Annotated in this window: 13 protein-coding genes; 7 read left to right on the top strand and 6 right to left on the bottom strand. The window is 67.1% G+C overall.

The genetic code is table 11. The annotated features are described in order from the left end of the window. Positions 1-176 precede the first annotated feature (176 nt). From KBW95_RS17475 to KBW95_RS17460, 4 genes are all read left to right on the top strand, one after another. Complete coding sequence (locus tag KBW95_RS17475; RefSeq protein WP_229429838.1) at positions 177-1187, top strand: LacI family DNA-binding transcriptional regulator; 1011 nt, start codon at positions 177-179, stop codon at positions 1185-1187. Positions 1188-1252: 65 nt separating this feature from the next. Further along, positions 1253-3559 carry a glycoside hydrolase family 65 protein gene (locus KBW95_RS17470; RefSeq protein WP_211528881.1) on the top strand — a complete coding sequence of 769 codons (2307 nt, stop codon included), beginning with the start codon at positions 1253-1255 and terminating at the stop codon, positions 3557-3559. Beyond that, positions 3556-4197 (top strand): beta-phosphoglucomutase, encoded by a 642-nt coding sequence (gene pgmB / locus KBW95_RS17465; protein ID WP_211526712.1) that lies wholly within the window; start codon positions 3556-3558, stop codon positions 4195-4197. Before KBW95_RS17470 ends, pgmB begins: the two co-directional genes overlap by 4 nt. A 40-nt stretch (positions 4198-4237) precedes the next feature. Then, on the top strand, positions 4238-5494 hold the full coding sequence (locus tag KBW95_RS17460) for an MFS transporter (protein ID WP_211526711.1): 1257 nt from the start codon (positions 4238-4240) through the stop codon (positions 5492-5494). A gap of 7 nt (positions 5495-5501) precedes the next feature. Here the strand turns inward: KBW95_RS17460 and KBW95_RS17455 are convergent, their stop codons facing one another. The 5 genes from KBW95_RS17455 to KBW95_RS17435 form a co-directional block, all read right to left on the bottom strand. Next, positions 5502-7424, bottom strand: a complete 1923-nt coding sequence (locus tag KBW95_RS17455) for a bifunctional diguanylate cyclase/phosphodiesterase (RefSeq protein ID WP_211528880.1) — start codon at positions 7422-7424, stop codon at positions 5502-5504. A 104-nt stretch (positions 7425-7528) separates the two neighbouring features. Continuing rightward, positions 7529-9226 (bottom strand): ATP-binding protein, encoded by a 1698-nt coding sequence (locus KBW95_RS17450; protein ID WP_211528879.1) that lies wholly within the window; start codon positions 9224-9226, stop codon positions 7529-7531. Then, a complete protein-coding gene (locus KBW95_RS17445; RefSeq protein ID WP_211524796.1) occupies positions 9226-10515 on the bottom strand; it encodes an HD-GYP domain-containing protein in 1290 nt (429 codons plus the stop codon). Before KBW95_RS17445 ends, KBW95_RS17450 begins: the two co-directional genes overlap by 1 nt. A gap of 163 nt (positions 10516-10678) precedes the next feature. Continuing rightward, positions 10679-11197 carry an ankyrin repeat domain-containing protein gene (locus tag KBW95_RS17440; protein ID WP_211524795.1) on the bottom strand — a complete coding sequence of 173 codons (519 nt, stop codon included), beginning with the start codon at positions 11195-11197 and terminating at the stop codon, positions 10679-10681. Positions 11198-11245: 48 nt separating this feature from the next. Continuing rightward, positions 11246-12442, bottom strand: a complete 1197-nt coding sequence (locus KBW95_RS17435) for an MFS transporter (protein WP_229429837.1) — start codon at positions 12440-12442, stop codon at positions 11246-11248. A gap of 103 nt (positions 12443-12545) precedes the next feature. Between KBW95_RS17435 and KBW95_RS17430 the strand changes: the two genes are divergently transcribed. From KBW95_RS17430 to KBW95_RS17420, 3 genes are all read left to right on the top strand, one after another. After that, a complete protein-coding gene (locus tag KBW95_RS17430; protein WP_211524794.1) occupies positions 12546-13478 on the top strand; it encodes a LysR family transcriptional regulator in 933 nt (310 codons plus the stop codon). A 147-nt stretch (positions 13479-13625) separates the two neighbouring features. After that, complete coding sequence (locus KBW95_RS17425; protein WP_211528878.1) at positions 13626-14327, top strand: pirin family protein; 702 nt, start codon at positions 13626-13628, stop codon at positions 14325-14327. A 52-nt stretch (positions 14328-14379) separates the two neighbouring features. Then, positions 14380-14763 carry an OsmC family protein gene (locus tag KBW95_RS17420; RefSeq protein ID WP_211524792.1) on the top strand — a complete coding sequence of 128 codons (384 nt, stop codon included), beginning with the start codon at positions 14380-14382 and terminating at the stop codon, positions 14761-14763. A 4-nt stretch (positions 14764-14767) separates the two neighbouring features. On the opposite strand, the gene KBW95_RS17415 is transcribed toward KBW95_RS17420, so the two are convergent. Beyond that, entirely contained in the window at positions 14768-15706 is a 939-nt protein-coding gene (locus tag KBW95_RS17415; protein WP_211528877.1) for a LysR substrate-binding domain-containing protein, read from the bottom strand. Positions 15707-15752: the final 46 nt, after the last annotated feature.

Genomic DNA, 15752 nt, shown 5'->3' with positions numbered 1-15752 from the left:
GCAGGGCGTCTCCGGCCCTGCTTTGTCCCTTCCTGATCAATGATCTGTCGGGAAAGTCGTGTCATTGAATCATCGAATGTTATCGATGTCAACGACATTGTTATCGATGTCATTTCTAGTCGACAAAACAAAAACTTCTGTCATAATGCATGCCGTATTGAACCAATCGACATTCCATGGCACTGGCAAAGCACAACAAGGCAAAAGGCGACACCGCCCCGACGATGGAAGACCTGGCCAAACTGGCCGGCGTCTCGACCATTACGGTGTCGCGCGCCCTGCGCGACAGCCCGCTGGTGACCGAGAAGACGCGCGAGAAGATCCGCCAGCTGGCGGCCGAGCAGGGCTACCGTTTCAACATCAGTGCGCGCAACCTGCGCATGCGCCGTTCCTACTCCGTGGCCGTGGTGGTCGAGATGACGCCCGTGAAAGGGCGGCCGATGTCCGATCCCTATCCGCTGGAGCTGCTGGGCGGGATCACCCAGGAACTGACCACGGCCGGCTACAGCGTGGTGCTCACCTCCAAGCAGCTGCTGGATACGGCGCCTGTGCAGGGCGCCGACGGCCTGATCCTGCTGGGCCAGGGTTCGCACGGCGAGGCGGTGCGCACCCTGCAGCAGACCAATCTGCCGCTGGTGGTCTGGGGCGCGCCCGAGCGCGACGGCGACTACGTGGTCGTCGGCAGCGACAACCGCAAGGGCGGGGCCAGCGCGGCCGAGCGCTTCCTCGAGCAGGGGCGGCGCAAGCTGATCTTCCTGGGCGACGTCGACCACGCCGAGGTGCAGGAGCGCTGCGCCGGCTTCATCGACACCCTGGCCGGACGCGCCACCGTGCACATCCTGCGTCCCAAGGCTTTCACTTTCGAAGCCGGCTTCGATTCGGTGCAGACCCTGTTGAAGAAAAAGCCTGGCCTGGCCTGCGATGGCCTGTTTGCCGCCAGCGACCTGCTGGCCATGGGCGCGATCCGCGCCCTGACCGAAGCCAGCCTGCGGGTGCCGGACGATATTTCCGTCATCGGCTATGACGACACGCCGGGTGCGGCGAGCTTCGTGCCGCCGCTGACCAGCGTGCACCAGTACCTGCGCGACGGCGGCGTGCTATTGGCGAGAAAGATGCTGGCCATGATCGAGGGCCAGCCGACCGATTCCGAAATGCTGCCGACGACCCTGATCGTTCGGCAGACTTGATTCCCTGATTTAACCAAGCGATACAACGCGCGCCGTGACCGTGCGGCCCAGACGAGGAAACCGAAGTGGAAAATGTTATCGATGTCATCGACGCTGTCCCGGCCGAGCCCTGGCAGATCCGCGAGACCGCGCCCCTGGGGCCGCGCGCCTTCCTGCACGAGACCCTGTTCGCGCTCGGGAACGGCTACATCGGCCTGCGCGGCACCCACGAGGAGGGCGGGGCGGCCGGGCTGGAAGGCAGCTACCTGAACGGCTTCTACGAGAACGAGGCGATCCACTACCCGGAAAACGCCTATGGCCTGGCGCGCACCAACGAGTTCATGCTGAACGTGCCGAACGCGAAGTGCATCGCGCTCACGGTCGAGGGCGAGCGCTTCGTGTTCGACGCCGGCAAGCTGCTGGCCTACGAGCGCAGCCTGGACTTCCGCAAGGGCGTCCTGGAACGTACCGTGGAGTGGGAAAGCCCACAGGGTCACCGCGTGCGCATCGACAGCCGGCGCCTGGTCTGCTTCGGACGCAAGCATGTGGCCGCGATCGAGTACCGGGTGACGGCGCTGAACTTTGCCGGCCGGGTGGAGATCGCTTCCCGCATCGACAGCGAGGTCACCAACCTGCAGGCCGGCGACGACCCGCGCGTGGGCTCGGCGGTGACCGGCCCGGCGCTGTCCACGCTGAGCCGCGAAGCGGATGGCGAGGGCGAACTGCTGCTGCAGCGCACCCGGAACAGCGGCTTCCTGCTGGCGACCGGCATGCGTCACGTCTGCGCGACCGCGTCCGCCGGCCGCGGCGCCGTCCATGCCTTCGGCGCCAGCCTGCGCGAAGGCGAGGCGCTGACCCTGCACAAGTTCATCGCCTACGTCAGCTCGCGCGACGTGGCCGAAGATGAGGTCCCGCGCCTGGCCAGGGAAGAAATGGCGCGCGCAGCGCAGGACGGCTTCGCCCACCTGGTGGCCGAGCAGGGCGTCTACCTCGACCGCTTCTGGCGGGAAGCCGACGTCCAGATCGAGGGCGACGACGCCCTGCAGCAGGGCGTGCGCTTCAACCAGTATCACCTGCTGCAGTCGGTCGGCCGCGACGGCCGCACCAACATCGCCGCCAAGGGCGTGACCGGCGAAGGCTACGAGGGCCACTATTTCTGGGATACCGAGATCTACGTCTTCCCCTTCTTCCTGTTCTCGCGCCCCGAGATTGCGCGCGCGCTGCTGCAGTACCGCTACAACGGCCTGCCCAAGGCGCGCGAGCGGGCGCGCCAGATGTCGCACGCGACCGGCGCCCTCTACCCGTGGCGCACCATCGCCGGCGAGGAATGCTCGGCCTACTACCCGGCCGGCACGGCCCAATACCACATCAACGCCGACGTCGCCTATTCGATCCGCCTCTACCTGCTCGCCACCGGCGACTTCGACTTCATCGCCCAGTACGGCGCCGAGATCGTGATGGAGACGGCGCGCATCTGGACCGGGATCGGCAGCTACGACCGCGAAGGGCGCTTCTGCATCAATGAAGTGACCGGCCCGGACGAATACACGGCCCTGGTCAACAACAACTACTACACCAACGCCATGGCGCGCATGCACATGAGGTTCGCGGCCGACATGGCCGAGCGCCTGCGCGCCGAGCGGCCCGCCGACTTCGCCCGCGTGGCCGGGGCCATCGGCCTGGAGGACGGCGAGATCGCGGCCTGGCGATCGGCCAGCGCGGCGATGCGCCTGCCCTACGACGAAGCGCTGGGCATCCACGAGCAGGACGACAGCTTCCTGTCCAAGAAGCCCTGGGACTTCGCCGGCACCCCCAAGGACAAGTATCCGCTGCTGCTGCACTACCACCCGCTGGTGATCTACCGCCACCAGGTGTGCAAGCAGGCCGACGTGGTGCTGGCCTTGCTGCTGCTGTCGGACGAATTCAGCCTGGACGACAAGCGCCGCGACTTCGATTTCTACGAGCGCGTGACCACCCACGATTCCTCGCTGTCGTCCTGCATCTTCAGCATGGTCGCCAATGAAGTGGGTTACGCCGACAAGGCCTACCACTACTTCATGGAGACCGCGCGCCTGGACCTGGACAACACCCACGCCAACACCGAGTACGGCGTGCACACCGCGGCGATGGCCGGCACCTGGCTGGGCGTGGCCTACGGCTTCGCCGGCATGCGGCTGACGGGCAGCGGCCTGCGTTTCGCGCCGGCCCTTCCCGGTAAATGGACCAGCTACCGCTTCCAGGTGCATGTGCAGGGCGCGCTGCTGGCCGTCTCCGTCGACGCTGCCGGCGTTCACTACAAGCTGGCGGACGGCGAGTCGCTGGCGTTCACCCACCACGGGACCGCCGTGCAGCTGACGCGCGCCAACCCCGACATCCGCCTGGAGGCCGCATGAGCAAGTACAAGGCAGTCATTTTCGACCTGGACGGCGTCATCACCGACACCGCGCATTACCATTACCTGGCGTGGAAGCGCCTGGCCGATGCGGTCGGCGCGTCCTTCGACGAGGAATTCAACGAGCAGCTCAAGGGCGTCGACCGCATGGGTTCGCTCGAACTGATCCTGGCGCGCGCCCCGCGCGGCTTTTCGGAGGAAGAAAAGCTGGCCCTGGCCGACGCCAAGAACCGCCACTACCAGGAACTGATCGCGACCATGACGCCCGGCGACCTGCTGCCTGGCGCGCTGGACGCGCTGGACGCGGTGCGTGCGGCGGGCCTGAAGACCGGCCTGGCCTCGGTCAGCAAGAACGCCTTCACGGTGCTCGACCGCCTCGGCATCCGCGAGCGCTTCGACACCGTGGTCGACGCGGCCACGATCAGGAACAGCAAGCCGCATCCGGAAATCTTCCTGACCGCGGCCGTCCAGCTGGGGCTGGAGCCGCAAGACTGCCTCGGCGTCGAGGATGCGGTCGCCGGAGTGGCCTCGATCAAGGATGCCGGGATGGTGGCGGTGGGCGTGGGAAGGCCGGAGGTGCTGACCCGCGCCGACCACGTGATTCCCTCGTTGAGCGCATTCCGGCTCGAAGACTACTAAACTGAACGCGCGCGCAAAAACAACCATACTAGGAGACAGCGTGAACCAACGCCGCATACTGCTCGCACTCTTCCTGATCTACTTCGTGTTCGCCATCCTGCTCAACAGCGTGGGTACGGTGATTCTCCAGGTGATCAACAACTACGGCGTCGACAAGTCCTCGGCCAGCGTGCTGGAAGGCTTCAAGGACTTGCCGATCGCGATCGTGTCCTTCCTGGTCGCGTCCAGCCTGCCGCGCTTCGGCTACAAGAAGGCCATGCTGGTGGCCCTGGCCATCGTCGCCTGCGCCTGCCTGGCCATGCCCTTGCTGCCGGCCTTCGGCACCGCCAAGCTGCTGTTCCTGTGCGTGGGCGTGGCCTTCGCCCTGGTGAAGGTGTCGGTCTACACCACCGTCGGCCTGGTGGCCCAGGATCGCAAGCAGCATGCGGGCATCATGAACACCCTCGAAGGCTTCTTCATGGTCGGGGTGCTGTCGGCCTACTGGATCTTCGGCTGGTTCATCGACTCGAACAACCCGGCGTCGACCAGCTGGCTGAACGTGTACTGGCTGCTGTCCGGACTGTGCGCGCTGACCTTCGTACTGGTGCTGTTCACCCGCTTCGACGAAAGTGAGGCGGTCGCGCCGGCGAGCCGCGGCCCGGTCCAGGATTTCATGGAGATGCTGCGCCTCTTCCTGCGCCCGCTGGTATGCGTGTTCGTGCTGACCGCCTTCCTCTACGTGCTGATCGAGCAGAGCGTGGGCACCTGGCTGCCGACATTTAATAACGAAATCCTCAAGCTGCCGGCGGCCATGAGCGTGCAGGTCACCAGCATCTACGCCTTCTGCCTGGCCATCGGCCGCCTGTCGGCCGGCTTCATCATGCGCCGCCTGAACTGGTTCCCGGTGATGGTCGGCTGTGTGCTGGCGATGGGCGCCACCGTGCTGCTGGCGCTTCCGCTCAGCCACGGCGTGGCCCACGACCCCAACGTCAGCTGGTCGAGCGCGCCGCTGGCGGCCTTCGTGTTCCCGCTGATCGGCCTGTTCATGGCGCCGATTTACCCAGGCATCAATTCGGTGATGCTCAGCTCCTTGCCCAAGCACCAGCACGCGCCGATGACGGGCCTGCTGGTGATCTTCTCGGCGCTGGGCGGCACCACCGGTTCGATGGTGACGGGTTATGTGTTCGGGCGCTACAACGGCCAGTTCGCCTTCTACCTGACCCTGGTCCCGATCGCGCTGGTGCTGCTCGGCCTGTTCTTCTTCCGCCGCCAGGTGGAACGCAGCGCCGCCGCGATGGGGCAGGCGCAGGCGGCGTGAACACGCGCTAGGCCGCGGCGGCCGGCCGCGACGGGGCCGGCAAGGCGGCCCCGTGCGCGCGGATGTAGGCGGGGCAGTCTTCCGCGCGCAGCGGCCGCGAGTAATAGTAGCCCTGGATCTGGTCGCACTCCGCCTTGCGCAAGGCCGCGACCTGGTCGGCCGTCTCCACCCCTTCGGCCACCACCACCAGGTGCAGGCGGTGGGCCATCGCCACGATGGCCTGCACGATGGCCAGCGATTCCGCGCTCTGGGTCATGTCGATGATGAAGGACTTGTCGATCTTGAGCTTGTCGATGGGCAGGCGCTTGAGATAGGAAAAGCTCGAGTAGCCGGTGCCGAAGTCGTCGATGCTGAGAGTGACGCCCAGCTCGCGCAGCCTGCGCATGATGGAGGCGCTGGCGACCGGATCGGTCATCGACACCGACTCGGTCAGCTCCAGTTCCAGCGTGCCCGGATCGACGGTGGAGGCGCCCAGCAGCTCGCCGACCAGCGCCACCACCTCGGTCTGCAGGAACTGGCGGGCCGACAGGTTCACCGCCACCGGAATCCCCGGCAGGCCTTCCTCGCGCCAGGCGGCCAGCTGGGCCACTGCGGTGCGCAGCGCCCACTCGCCGATCGGTACGATCAGGCCGGTTTCCTCGGCGATGGGAATGAATTCGTCGGGCCTGATCAGGCCGTATTCCGGATGCTGCCAGCAGACCAGGGCTTCGAAGCCGGCGATCGGGCCGCTTGCTGCGCTCGCGCCGCCGCCGTTGCGGATATCGATCTTGGGCTGGTATTGCAGGAACAGTTCGCCGTGCTCCGCCGCGCGGCGCAGGTGGCTTTCCAGGGTCAGGCGGCGGCCCAGTTCGTGCCGCAGGTCGCTGGAGAACTGGTGCACCACGCCGCCTCCGAGGGACTTCGCATGGCGCATCGCCAGCGCCGCGCTGGTGAGCAGGGCGTCGGCGTCGTCGCCGTTGTCGGGATAGCGCGCGTAGCCGATGCTGCAGGTGATCGCGATTTCGTTATCGCCGGAGACGATCTGGCGGTTGACCGCCTTGAGCAGACGGTCCAGCAAGGCGCGCGCCTCGTTGTCGTCGCCGGCGTCGCCCAGCAGCACGATGAACTCGTCGCTGCCGGCGCGCGCCAGCATGTCGCCGTCGCGCAGCTTGTCCTGCAGGCTGCGGGTGATCGCCACCAGGGCCTCGTCGCCGGCGCGGTGGCCGAGCAGCTCGTTGAGGCGCTTGAAACGGTCCAGGTTGATGGAGGCGACGATGGCGTGCTCGCCGCGTTCGCGCCAGCCGGCGATGCCGGTCTGGATCGCGCGCACCAGGGCAGGGCGGTTGGCCAGGCCGGTCAGCATGTCGTGGTTCAGCAGGTAGGCCACCTGGCCGGCGGCGGGCAGGCGCAGCGCGCCCGGCTCGACATCGAGCTCGCGCTGCAGTTCCTGGGCCGCCATCGCCAGCTGGCGGTGGTAGATCTGCTGTTCGACCAGGCGCGCCATGTCGCGCAGGTCGTCCAGCTCCTGGGAACTGAGGGTGCGCGGCCTGGTGTCCATGATGCACAGGGTGCCGAGCTTCATGCGATCCACGGAATGCAGCTGGACGCCCGCATAGAAGCGGATGCCGGGCCCGCCCGTCACCAGCGGGTTGTCGGAGAAGCGGGGATCGTTGGCGGCGTCGGGCACCACCAGCGGTTCGTCGGTGAGGATGGCGTGGCCGCAAAACGAGACGTCGCGCCCGGTCTCGCGCAGTTCGGTGCCGGTGCGCGACTTGAACCACTGGGTGTCCTTGCCGACCAGGGAAACCACGGCCATCGGCGCCATCAGGAGGCGCGCGGTCAGGCGGGTGATCCGGTCGAAGGCCTCCTCGGGGCCGGTCCCGAGCAGCTTGGTGGCGTACAGCGAAGCGATGCGGTGGGCTTCTTCCGGCGGAATACGCGGTTTTTCCATAAGGCATGTTCCAGGCCGCCCCTCATCTGGGCAATGGAACTATTACGCCAGATGTAAGCACTATTTGCAAACGGCATCCTGCCGTGCGCGCCCATGCGGCTTGCTTAAGTGGCTGCCTGCGCCGCCGCCTGCTCGCCCGCTTCCTTCTTCGGAACCTGCTTGGGCAGCACAACGCGGAAACGCGTGCCCTTGCCGACTTCGCTGCTCAGGTCGATCCGGCCGCCGTGCTTCTGCACGATGCCGTAGGACAGGGACAATCCGAGCCCGGTTCCCTGGCCCACCGGCTTGGTGGTGAAGAAGGGCTCGAAAATCCGGCTCAGGTTGTCCGGCGGGATGCCCTTGCCGGTGTCCTCGATCTCGACCCATACCCAGGTGTCGTCGTGCCCGGTGCGCAGGGTGATGTGGCCGGCGCTCTCGATCGCGTGCGCGGCATTGACCAGGAGGTTCATGAACACCTGGTTCAGCTGCTGCGGATAGCATTCGATCTGCGGAATATTCGCATATTCCTTGGTGACCTCGGCCTTGTACTTGATCTCGTTCCAGACCACATTGAGGGTGCTGTTCAAGCCGCCTTCGAGGTCGGCGAACTGCAGGTCGCCGCCGTCCACGTGCGAGAAATCCTTCATGTCCTGGACGATGCGCTTGACCCGGCCCAGGCCGTCGAGCGACTCGCTCAGCAGGCTGTCGAGGTCTTCGCGCAGGTAGTCGGCGTCGACCTCGACCTTCAGCTGCTGGATGGCGTCGCGGTCCTGCTGGCTCAGGCGCGATTCGTAGCCTTCGTAGGCGTCGAGCAGGCGCAGCAGCGAGTGGGCGTAGCGCTGCAGGCTGCCCAGGTTGGAATTGACGAAGCCGATCGGGTTGTTGATCTCGTGGGCGACGCCGGCCGCCAGCACGCCGATCGACGCCATCTTCTCGGACTGCAGCAGCTGGCTCTGGGCCACGCCGAGCTTCTTGATCAGTTCCGCCTGGCGCGCCCTTTCGGTTTCGAGGCCGGCATTGGCCGCCTGCAGGTCGCGGGTGCGTTCCTGGACCTTCGATTCGAGCAGGTCGTGCGACTCGCGCAGCGCTTCCTCGGCGCGCTGGCGGGCCGTGACGTCGGTATAGCCGAACACCCGTCCCACCACGCGCTCGCCCAGGTACTGCGGACGCGAGCGGCATTCGAAGTAGCGCCCGTCCTTCAGGCGCAGCACGTCGTCGGTCTCGTCCAGTTCCGCCACCTGCTGCAGGCGCTGGCTGCAGGCCTCGCCGTCCTCGACCTGCCCGGCGATGTGGGCGATGATCGCCGTGTCGTCGTTGGCCTGGAGGAGGGCGCCCGGGATGCCCCACATCTCGCTGAACTGGCGGTTCATGCTGGTGATCCTGCCGTGCCAGTCCAGCACCAGGATGCCGCTGCCGGTCGATTCGAGGGTGGCGCGCAGCTGCGCCAGCGTGCGGTCCAGCAGCTCCTCGACCTGGCGCTCGTGGCGGGTGTCGCGCGCCTGCACCAGCAGCAGCGCCGCGCCCTCGTGCTGGATAGCGCGCACCGATTTCATGACCGTCACGATGCTCCCGTCGGCGCAGCGGTATTCTCCCTGCTGCGCCGCGACGTCCTGGCAGCTGCCGCCGCGCACGTCCTCCCAGTAGAAGACGTCCTGCAGCGAGCTTTCGATGTCGGTGATGCTCATGGCGCGCAGCTGCTCGCTGGAATAGCCGAGGGTCTGCTCGACCACGCGGTTGACGAGCTCGATATGCAGGTCGCTCGGATCGACCAGCATCATCATGTGGGGGCTGTGATCCAGCATCAGTTGCTGCAGGCTGTTCATCAGAGTGCCCCGTGCTGGCCTTGCTTGCCGGCGTCAAAGTAGTAGCTCACCCGCTTGCGCGGGCTCAGATAGTGGAAGATGTCCTTCGGCACCTGGGCCGGGCGGATCGACTTCACGATGTTCAGGTCGGTTTCGCGGTCCAGGTCGATCAGGATCGCGTCTTCCTCGGCCACCCCGGCCTCGTACACGGTCAGCACCGGCTTGGTCGGACGCGCCGTGTTGACGGTGGCGACCATGCCGATCACGCCATTGGACAGCTGCACGATGGTGCCCGGCGGGTAGACGCCGAGGCAGCGGATGAACACCTGCAGCAGCTTCGGGTCGAAGCGGCCGCGGATCTTGGCGAACATCAGCGACAGGGCTTCATGCGGCGTCAGCGCCTGCGCGATGTTGACCGGGTTGCACAGCTCGTCGTAGCAGTTGGCGATCGAGACGATGCGGCTCAGGACCCCGATAGCCTCGCCGGCCAGGCCGCGCGGATAGCCGCTGCCGTCGAACAGCTCGTGGTGGTCGTGGACGATGGCCATGGCCGCCGCGGGCAGGCCCAGCTTCTGCGCGATCTCGGCGCCGGACTGGCAATGGGTTTCGAACAAGGCTTGCTCGGCGCGGCTGAGCGGGTCGAGCTTGTTCAAGACCTTGTCGGGAATGTTCTTGTGGCCGACGTCGTGGAACAGGGCGCCGATGCCCAGCAGGTTGGCCAAATCCGGCGGCAGCTTGATGTCGCGCGCGATCATCATCGACAGCAGGGTGACGTTCAGCGAGTGCACATAGACTTCTTCGCCGCCTTGCTTGTCGCCCATGATGTGGATGGCGAGCTCGGAAACGTTGAGCATGGAATCCGTGATCTGGCCGACCAGCTGGTTGGCCATGCGCATGGTTTCCTGCGGTTGCGCGAACAGGTTGCGGTCGATGTCGCGGATGGTCTTGGCTGCATTGACGAAGGCGTGCTCGACACGGGCGGCGTCGTCGCGCTGCTGGCGGATCCGCTCCATCATCGCGCGCTTGGCCGCCATGACCGGGCTTTCAGACGGATTCAAGGGCGCGGCGGGACAGGCGGCAGGCCCGGCGGACGCGGCGGAAGTAGCGGAGGCCGGCGCCGGGCCGACATCGCTGAGCGCCGGGTCGTAACGGACCGTCGTCAGGCCGAGGCTGCGCAGCGTGACGAGCTGGTCTTCCGACTTGATCTTGAATTTGCCGAAGGCAAAAGGATGCTGGAACCATTTGAGGTCGAGGTGGATGAACAGCCCGACCTGGACCTGATCGATGGAGATGGATTGCAGTTCTGCCATGGCGATACCAGTGCACTAGAGGACGATGCGGCCTGTAAGGCACAGGCCGTGTTAAAAAACGCTTCGCTTTACGTCACAATAGCGATGGCTGGAATTGCGGTCAAGAAACAATTGTTTCTCAAGGGAATCCGGTTGGGCGAACGCAACAGGCGCGTCCAGTCGCTCAGGTATAGGCGGCCAGCAGGGCGGCGGTATCGCCCGCACCCATGCGGCGCGCCGCTTCCACCAGGCCGATTCCACCGGCATCCAGCACGCGCGGATCGGCCCCGCGTTCGAGCAGGAGCCTGGCGATCTCCACCCGGTTGAACATGGCGGCGAACATCAATGCGGTCTTGCCGTTCGGGCCCGCATGGTCGGCGCGCGCGCCATGGTCGAGCAGCAGGGCGGCCACCGCCAGGTCGCCCTTGAAGGCCGCGCCATGCAAGGGCGCCTGGCCGGCGTCGTTCATCAGCTCCGGGTCGGCGCCGTGTTCGAGCAGGACCCGGGCCGCATCGACGTGGCCATGATAGCAAGCCAGCATCAGCAGGCTGTCGCCGCGCTCGTTGCGCAGGTTCGGCGGCAGGCCCTGGGCCAGCAGCGCGCCCAGGGCGCCAGCCTCGCCGCTGCGTGCGGACTGGAATACCTGGCGCACCCAGGCCAGGGTGGCTTCATCCAGCTCGGAGGGATCGGGCTTGGGCTGCATCGTGGTCTCGGCGTGCTCGCATGCCCGATTAAAGCATATCCGGCGCGCTCACGCCGCCTGGCGCGCCGCGGCCTGTTCCAGGTATTCGGCGACCCAGGCCGCCAGGCCGACCAGGGGCAGGGCCATGCCCGCCAGCAGGGCCGCATGCCAGCCGTGGCGCGCATACAGCCAGCCTCCCACGCCCGAACCGAGGGCGCCGCCCAGGAAGAACAGCGCGAAGTACAGGCCATTGAGGCGGCTGCGCAGTTCGGCGCCGAGCGTGAACAGGGCGCGCTGGCCCAGCACTAGGTTGGCGGCGACCGCGGCGTCGAGCACGATCGCCGCCACGGCCAGCAGCCCGAGGGCCAGCCAGTGCGCCTGCGGCGCCAGCAGCGGCAGCGCGAAGCTGGCGGCGCCGAGGGCCAGGGCGGCGGCGGTGGCCGGCAAGGTATGGCCGGCGTCGGCCAGGCGCCCGGCGATGGGCGAGGCCACGGCGCCCGCCATGCCGACCAGGGCGAATATGGCGATGCCGGTCTGCGACAGGCCGAAGGCCGGGCCGGCCAGGGCCAGCGGCGCCACGGTCCAGAACAGGCTGAAGGCGCCGAACAGGCCGGCGTGGTACAGGGCGCGGCGGCGCAGCAGCGGCGTGGCGCGCAGCACCGTCCACAGCGAAGCGATCAGGGCACGGTAAGGCAAGGCCGCATCGGGACGGCGCTGCGGAAGGCGCAGGCGCAGCACGGCGGCGAGCAGCCACACCAGCAGCGCGGCGAGCACGAACACCGCCTGCCAGCCGGCGCGGTCCGCCAGCAGGCTCGCCGCGGGGCGCGCGACCATGATCCCGAGCAGCAGGCCGCTGACCACCTGGCCGACGATGCGCCCGCGCCTGGCCTCGGGCGCCAGGTGGGCGGCGAAGGGCACCAGCACCTGCGCCACCACGGCGCCCAGGCCGATACCCAGTGCCGCCAGCAGGAATTGCGCGGCGCCGGAGGCCGTGGCGGCCAGCAGCAGGGCCGCGCCGGTGGCGGCCAGGCCGGTGACGATCAGGCGCCGGTTTTCCAGCAGGTCGCCCAGCGGGACGACGAACAGCAGGCCCAGGGTGTAGCCGACCTGGGTCAGGGTCACCACCAGGCCGGCGGCGGCCGGCGGCATGCCGATGGCGGCGCCGATGGGGCCGACCAGGAGCTGGGCGTAATACAGGTTGGCGACGATGATGCCGGCCGCCGCGGCCAGCAGCATGACCATGCCGCGCGAGGGATTGTTCTGCATGTTGTACTCCAGAGGGGGGACGAGATAAGCCATTGTAGAGAGGCATGACTCAAAGATAATCTGGGCATAATGCGCTTATACATGTCACTTTTTCTGAACAATCATGGACAAGGTCAAGGCGATGCAAGCCTTCGTACGAATCGTCGAGGCGAACAGCTTTTCCAAGGCGGCGGAAACCCTGGACCTGCCGCGCGCGGCCCTGAGCGCCTCGATCAAGAACCTCGAAGCCTATCTGGGCGCCCAGCTGCTGCAGCGGACCACCCGGCGCCTGTCGCTGACGCCCGAGGGTGAACGCTACTACCAGCAGTGCGCCGGGATCCTGGCCGCCATCGAGACGGCCGAGGCCGGCTTCCTGGGCGCGTCGAGTAGGCCGCTGCACGGCAAGCTGCGCATCGATTTGCCGGGCAGCCTGGGCCGCGCCATCGTCCTGCCGCGCATCGCGCAATTCCGGGAGGCTTATCCGGACCTCGCGCTCACCATCAGCCTGAGCGACCGCCTGGTCGACCTGACCCAGGAAGGCATCGACTGCGCTGTCCGGGTCGGGGTGTTGCAGGATTCGGCGCTGGTGGCGCGGCCGCTGGGCAGCATGCGCTTCCTGGTGGCGGCTTCGCCGGCCTACCTGGCGCGCCGGGGTGTCCCGGCCAGCATCGGCGAGCTGGCCGGGCACGAGGGCATCGTGCATTTCTCGGGGCGCACCGGGCGCGCCTTTGACTGGGAGCTGGAGACGGAGCACGGCCCCGTCAAGCTCGAGCTGGGCGGCGGCCTGGCCGTCAACGACGCAGAGGCCAATCTGTGCTGCGCCCTACAGGGACTGGGGCTGGCCCAGCTCGGCCGCTACCAGGCGCGCCGCCATCTGGAGAGCGGCGAGCTGGTCGAAGTGCTGCCCGGGGTGGAACCGACGCCGATGCCGGTCTCGCTGCTGTATCCACGCGGGCGCATGGCCAGCCCCCGCCTGCAGGCCTTTGCGCAGTGGCTGGAGACGGTGTTCGCGGGCGAGCCGGACCTGGCGCTGAGAGATCATCGAAAATTTCGATGATAGGGCCGCAAATTATCCGTTTTTCAGGGCGGCTGAGGGCGCGCATAATGACTCCATCGCATCGAACAACGCAGAGCAAAGGATGGGAAAGCAAAAGTCCTGAGCATCGACGGGTTCGATGATTCCCAATCACGAAAGGAGCATCCCATGTTGAACGTACGTAAAAGCAATGAACGCGGCGCCGCAAGCTTCGGCTGGCTGAAATCCCGTCACACCTTCTCCTTCGGCCACTACTACGACCCGAAGCACATGGGCTTCGGTCCGCTGCGGGTGATCAACGAGGACAATGTGGCGCCGGGCCGCGGCTTCGACTCGCACGGCCACCGCGACATGGAAATCATCTCCTATGTGCTGGACGGCGCGCTGGAGCACAAGGACAGCATGGGCAACGGTTCGGTGCTGCGCTACGGCGACGTGCAGCGCATGAGCGCCGGCAGCGGCGTCGTGCACAGCGAGTACAACCACTCGAAGACGGAAGGCGTGCACTTCCTGCAGATCTGGATCGAGCCGAACACCGCCGGCGAAGCTCCGGGCTACGAGGAAAAGCACTTCGACGCCGCCTCCAAGACCGGCCGCCTGCGCCTGATCGCCTCGAACGACGGCCGCGAAGGCTCGGTGTCGATGCGCCAGGACGCCTCGATCTACGCCGCGATCCTCAATGGCGACGATGCGCTGACCCACCAGCTGGCCGCGGGCCGCCAGGCTTACGTCCACGTGATCCGCGGCAGCATCACCGTGAACGGCGTCGCGCTGAACGGCGGCGATGCGCTGAAGGTGACCGAAGAGTCGCAGGTGAGCCTGGAAAAGGCCGAATCCGCCGAAGTGCTGGTGTTCGACCTGCCGCAATAAAAACCTTTATGCCGCCCCGCCGGGGGCGGCCAACGACACCAGGGAGCAAGCCATGCAAGTGACAGCCGCACGCGGGACCGGAAAGATGCAGCACGTGATCCAGATCGGGAAGCACCAGCTGCTGACCGACATCCCCGAAGCTATCGGGGGCGAGGACACCGGCCCGGAACCGCACGACATCCTGGCCGCCGCACTGGCGGCCTGTACCGCGCTGACCGTCAAGCTCTACGCCGCCCGCAAGGGCATGGCGCTGGAGGACATCCGGGTGCGCATCGACCACGGGCAGAAGGACGGCGCCTATGAGTTCAACCGCCACATCGAATACGTCGGCGCGCTGGGCGAGGAAGAGAAACAGCGCCTGACCGATATCGCCAACAAGTGCCCGGTGCACAAGACCTTGTCGGGCACGATCCGCATCAACACGGAAGCGGTATAGGCAATCAGGCGAGACCGGTGAGCGTCGCGCCGCAAGGTTCGGCGATCATGCGGGCGAAAGGCGAGCTGCTGCGCACCCGGTCGATCCACCACCTGAGCGCAGCGCCGTCCTCGCCGCTACGCCAGGCCAGGTAGAAAGTCTCGTCGGCCTTGGGCTCGACCACCTGCTTCTCGACCAGCAGTCCCTGGTCGATGGCGGGCCGGGCCCAGGCCTCGGGCAGGAAGCCGAAGCCGAGGCCGCGCACCTGGAATTCGTACTTGGTGATCATGTCCGGCACGGCCAGGGTGTCCTGGCCGAACAGCAGGCCGACGGTGCGGGCGCCCAGCAGGCGCGCCGAATCGGAGACGGAAATGGCGCGGTGGGGCAGCAGGTCGGCCTTGTCCAGCGGGAGGTCGGCGCCGGCCAGTGGATGGCAGGGCGCAACGGCGAACACGAAGCGGCTGGTGCCGATCGGTTCGAGGGTGTAGCCGCCGCCGGACGGTCCTTCGCCGGCGGCGCCCACCAGCAAATCGACGCGGCGGTCGAGCAGTGCGTCCCAGGTGCCCGACAGCGATTCGCGGACGATGCGCAGGCGGGTCTGGTCGGCGGCTTCGTAGAAGGCGCGGATGTCGGGCTCCAGCCCCGCGGCGGAGAGCATGGAATCCATGCCCAGCGCGATCTCGGTCTCCCAGCCCGAGGCCACGCGCCGCACCCGGGATTCGAGGTCGGCGGCGGCGCGCAGCAGGTAGCGGCCTTCCTTGAGCAGTTCGCGGCCGGCGGGCGTCAGGACTACCTTGGGGCCGAAGCGGTCGAACAGGCGCACGCCCAGGTCGTCCTCGAGCTTGGACACGGTGTAGGAGATGGTCGAGGGCACGCGGAACAGTTCCTTGGCCGCGCTGGCGAAGGAGCCCTTGCGGGCGATGGTTTCGATGATCTGGAGGGCGTCGAGGCTGAGCTTGAGCAATTGGCAGTCCGGTCGTAGGCGTGCCGCCATGGTAGCGGCTTGGGGT

This window comes from Massilia sp. ZL223, assembly GCF_018119395.1.
In the GTDB taxonomy this organism is placed as follows: domain Bacteria; phylum Pseudomonadota; class Gammaproteobacteria; order Burkholderiales; family Burkholderiaceae_D; genus Telluria.
Note: the sequence above shows the minus strand (reverse complement) of the source record. Positions and strands in the feature narration are given on the sequence as shown.

Excerpts from the sequence above, each read along its gene's own strand:
- KBW95_RS17455 (WP_211528880.1), bottom strand. The coding sequence starts at position 7,424 with ATGGAAAAACCGCGTATTCCGCCGGAAGAAGCCCACCGCATCGCTTCG.
- KBW95_RS17475 (WP_229429838.1), top strand. The coding sequence starts at position 177 with ATGGCACTGGCAAAGCACAACAAGGCAAAAGGCGACACCGCCCCGACG.
- KBW95_RS17445 (WP_211524796.1), bottom strand. The coding sequence starts at position 10,515 with ATGGCAGAACTGCAATCCATCTCCATCGATCAGGTCCAGGTCGGGCTG.
- pgmB (WP_211526712.1), top strand. The coding sequence starts at position 3,556 with ATGAGCAAGTACAAGGCAGTCATTTTCGACCTGGACGGCGTCATCACC.
- KBW95_RS17450 (WP_211528879.1), bottom strand. The coding sequence starts at position 9,226 with ATGAACAGCCTGCAGCAACTGATGCTGGATCACAGCCCCCACATGATG.
- KBW95_RS17435 (WP_229429837.1), bottom strand. The coding sequence starts at position 12,442 with ATGCAGAACAATCCCTCGCGCGGCATGGTCATGCTGCTGGCCGCGGCG.
- KBW95_RS17430 (WP_211524794.1), top strand. The coding sequence starts at position 12,546 with ATGGACAAGGTCAAGGCGATGCAAGCCTTCGTACGAATCGTCGAGGCG.
- KBW95_RS17440 (WP_211524795.1), bottom strand. The coding sequence starts at position 11,197 with ATGCAGCCCAAGCCCGATCCCTCCGAGCTGGATGAAGCCACCCTGGCC.
- KBW95_RS17425 (WP_211528878.1), top strand. The coding sequence starts at position 13,626 with ATGTTGAACGTACGTAAAAGCAATGAACGCGGCGCCGCAAGCTTCGGC.
- KBW95_RS17420 (WP_211524792.1), top strand. The coding sequence starts at position 14,380 with ATGCAAGTGACAGCCGCACGCGGGACCGGAAAGATGCAGCACGTGATC.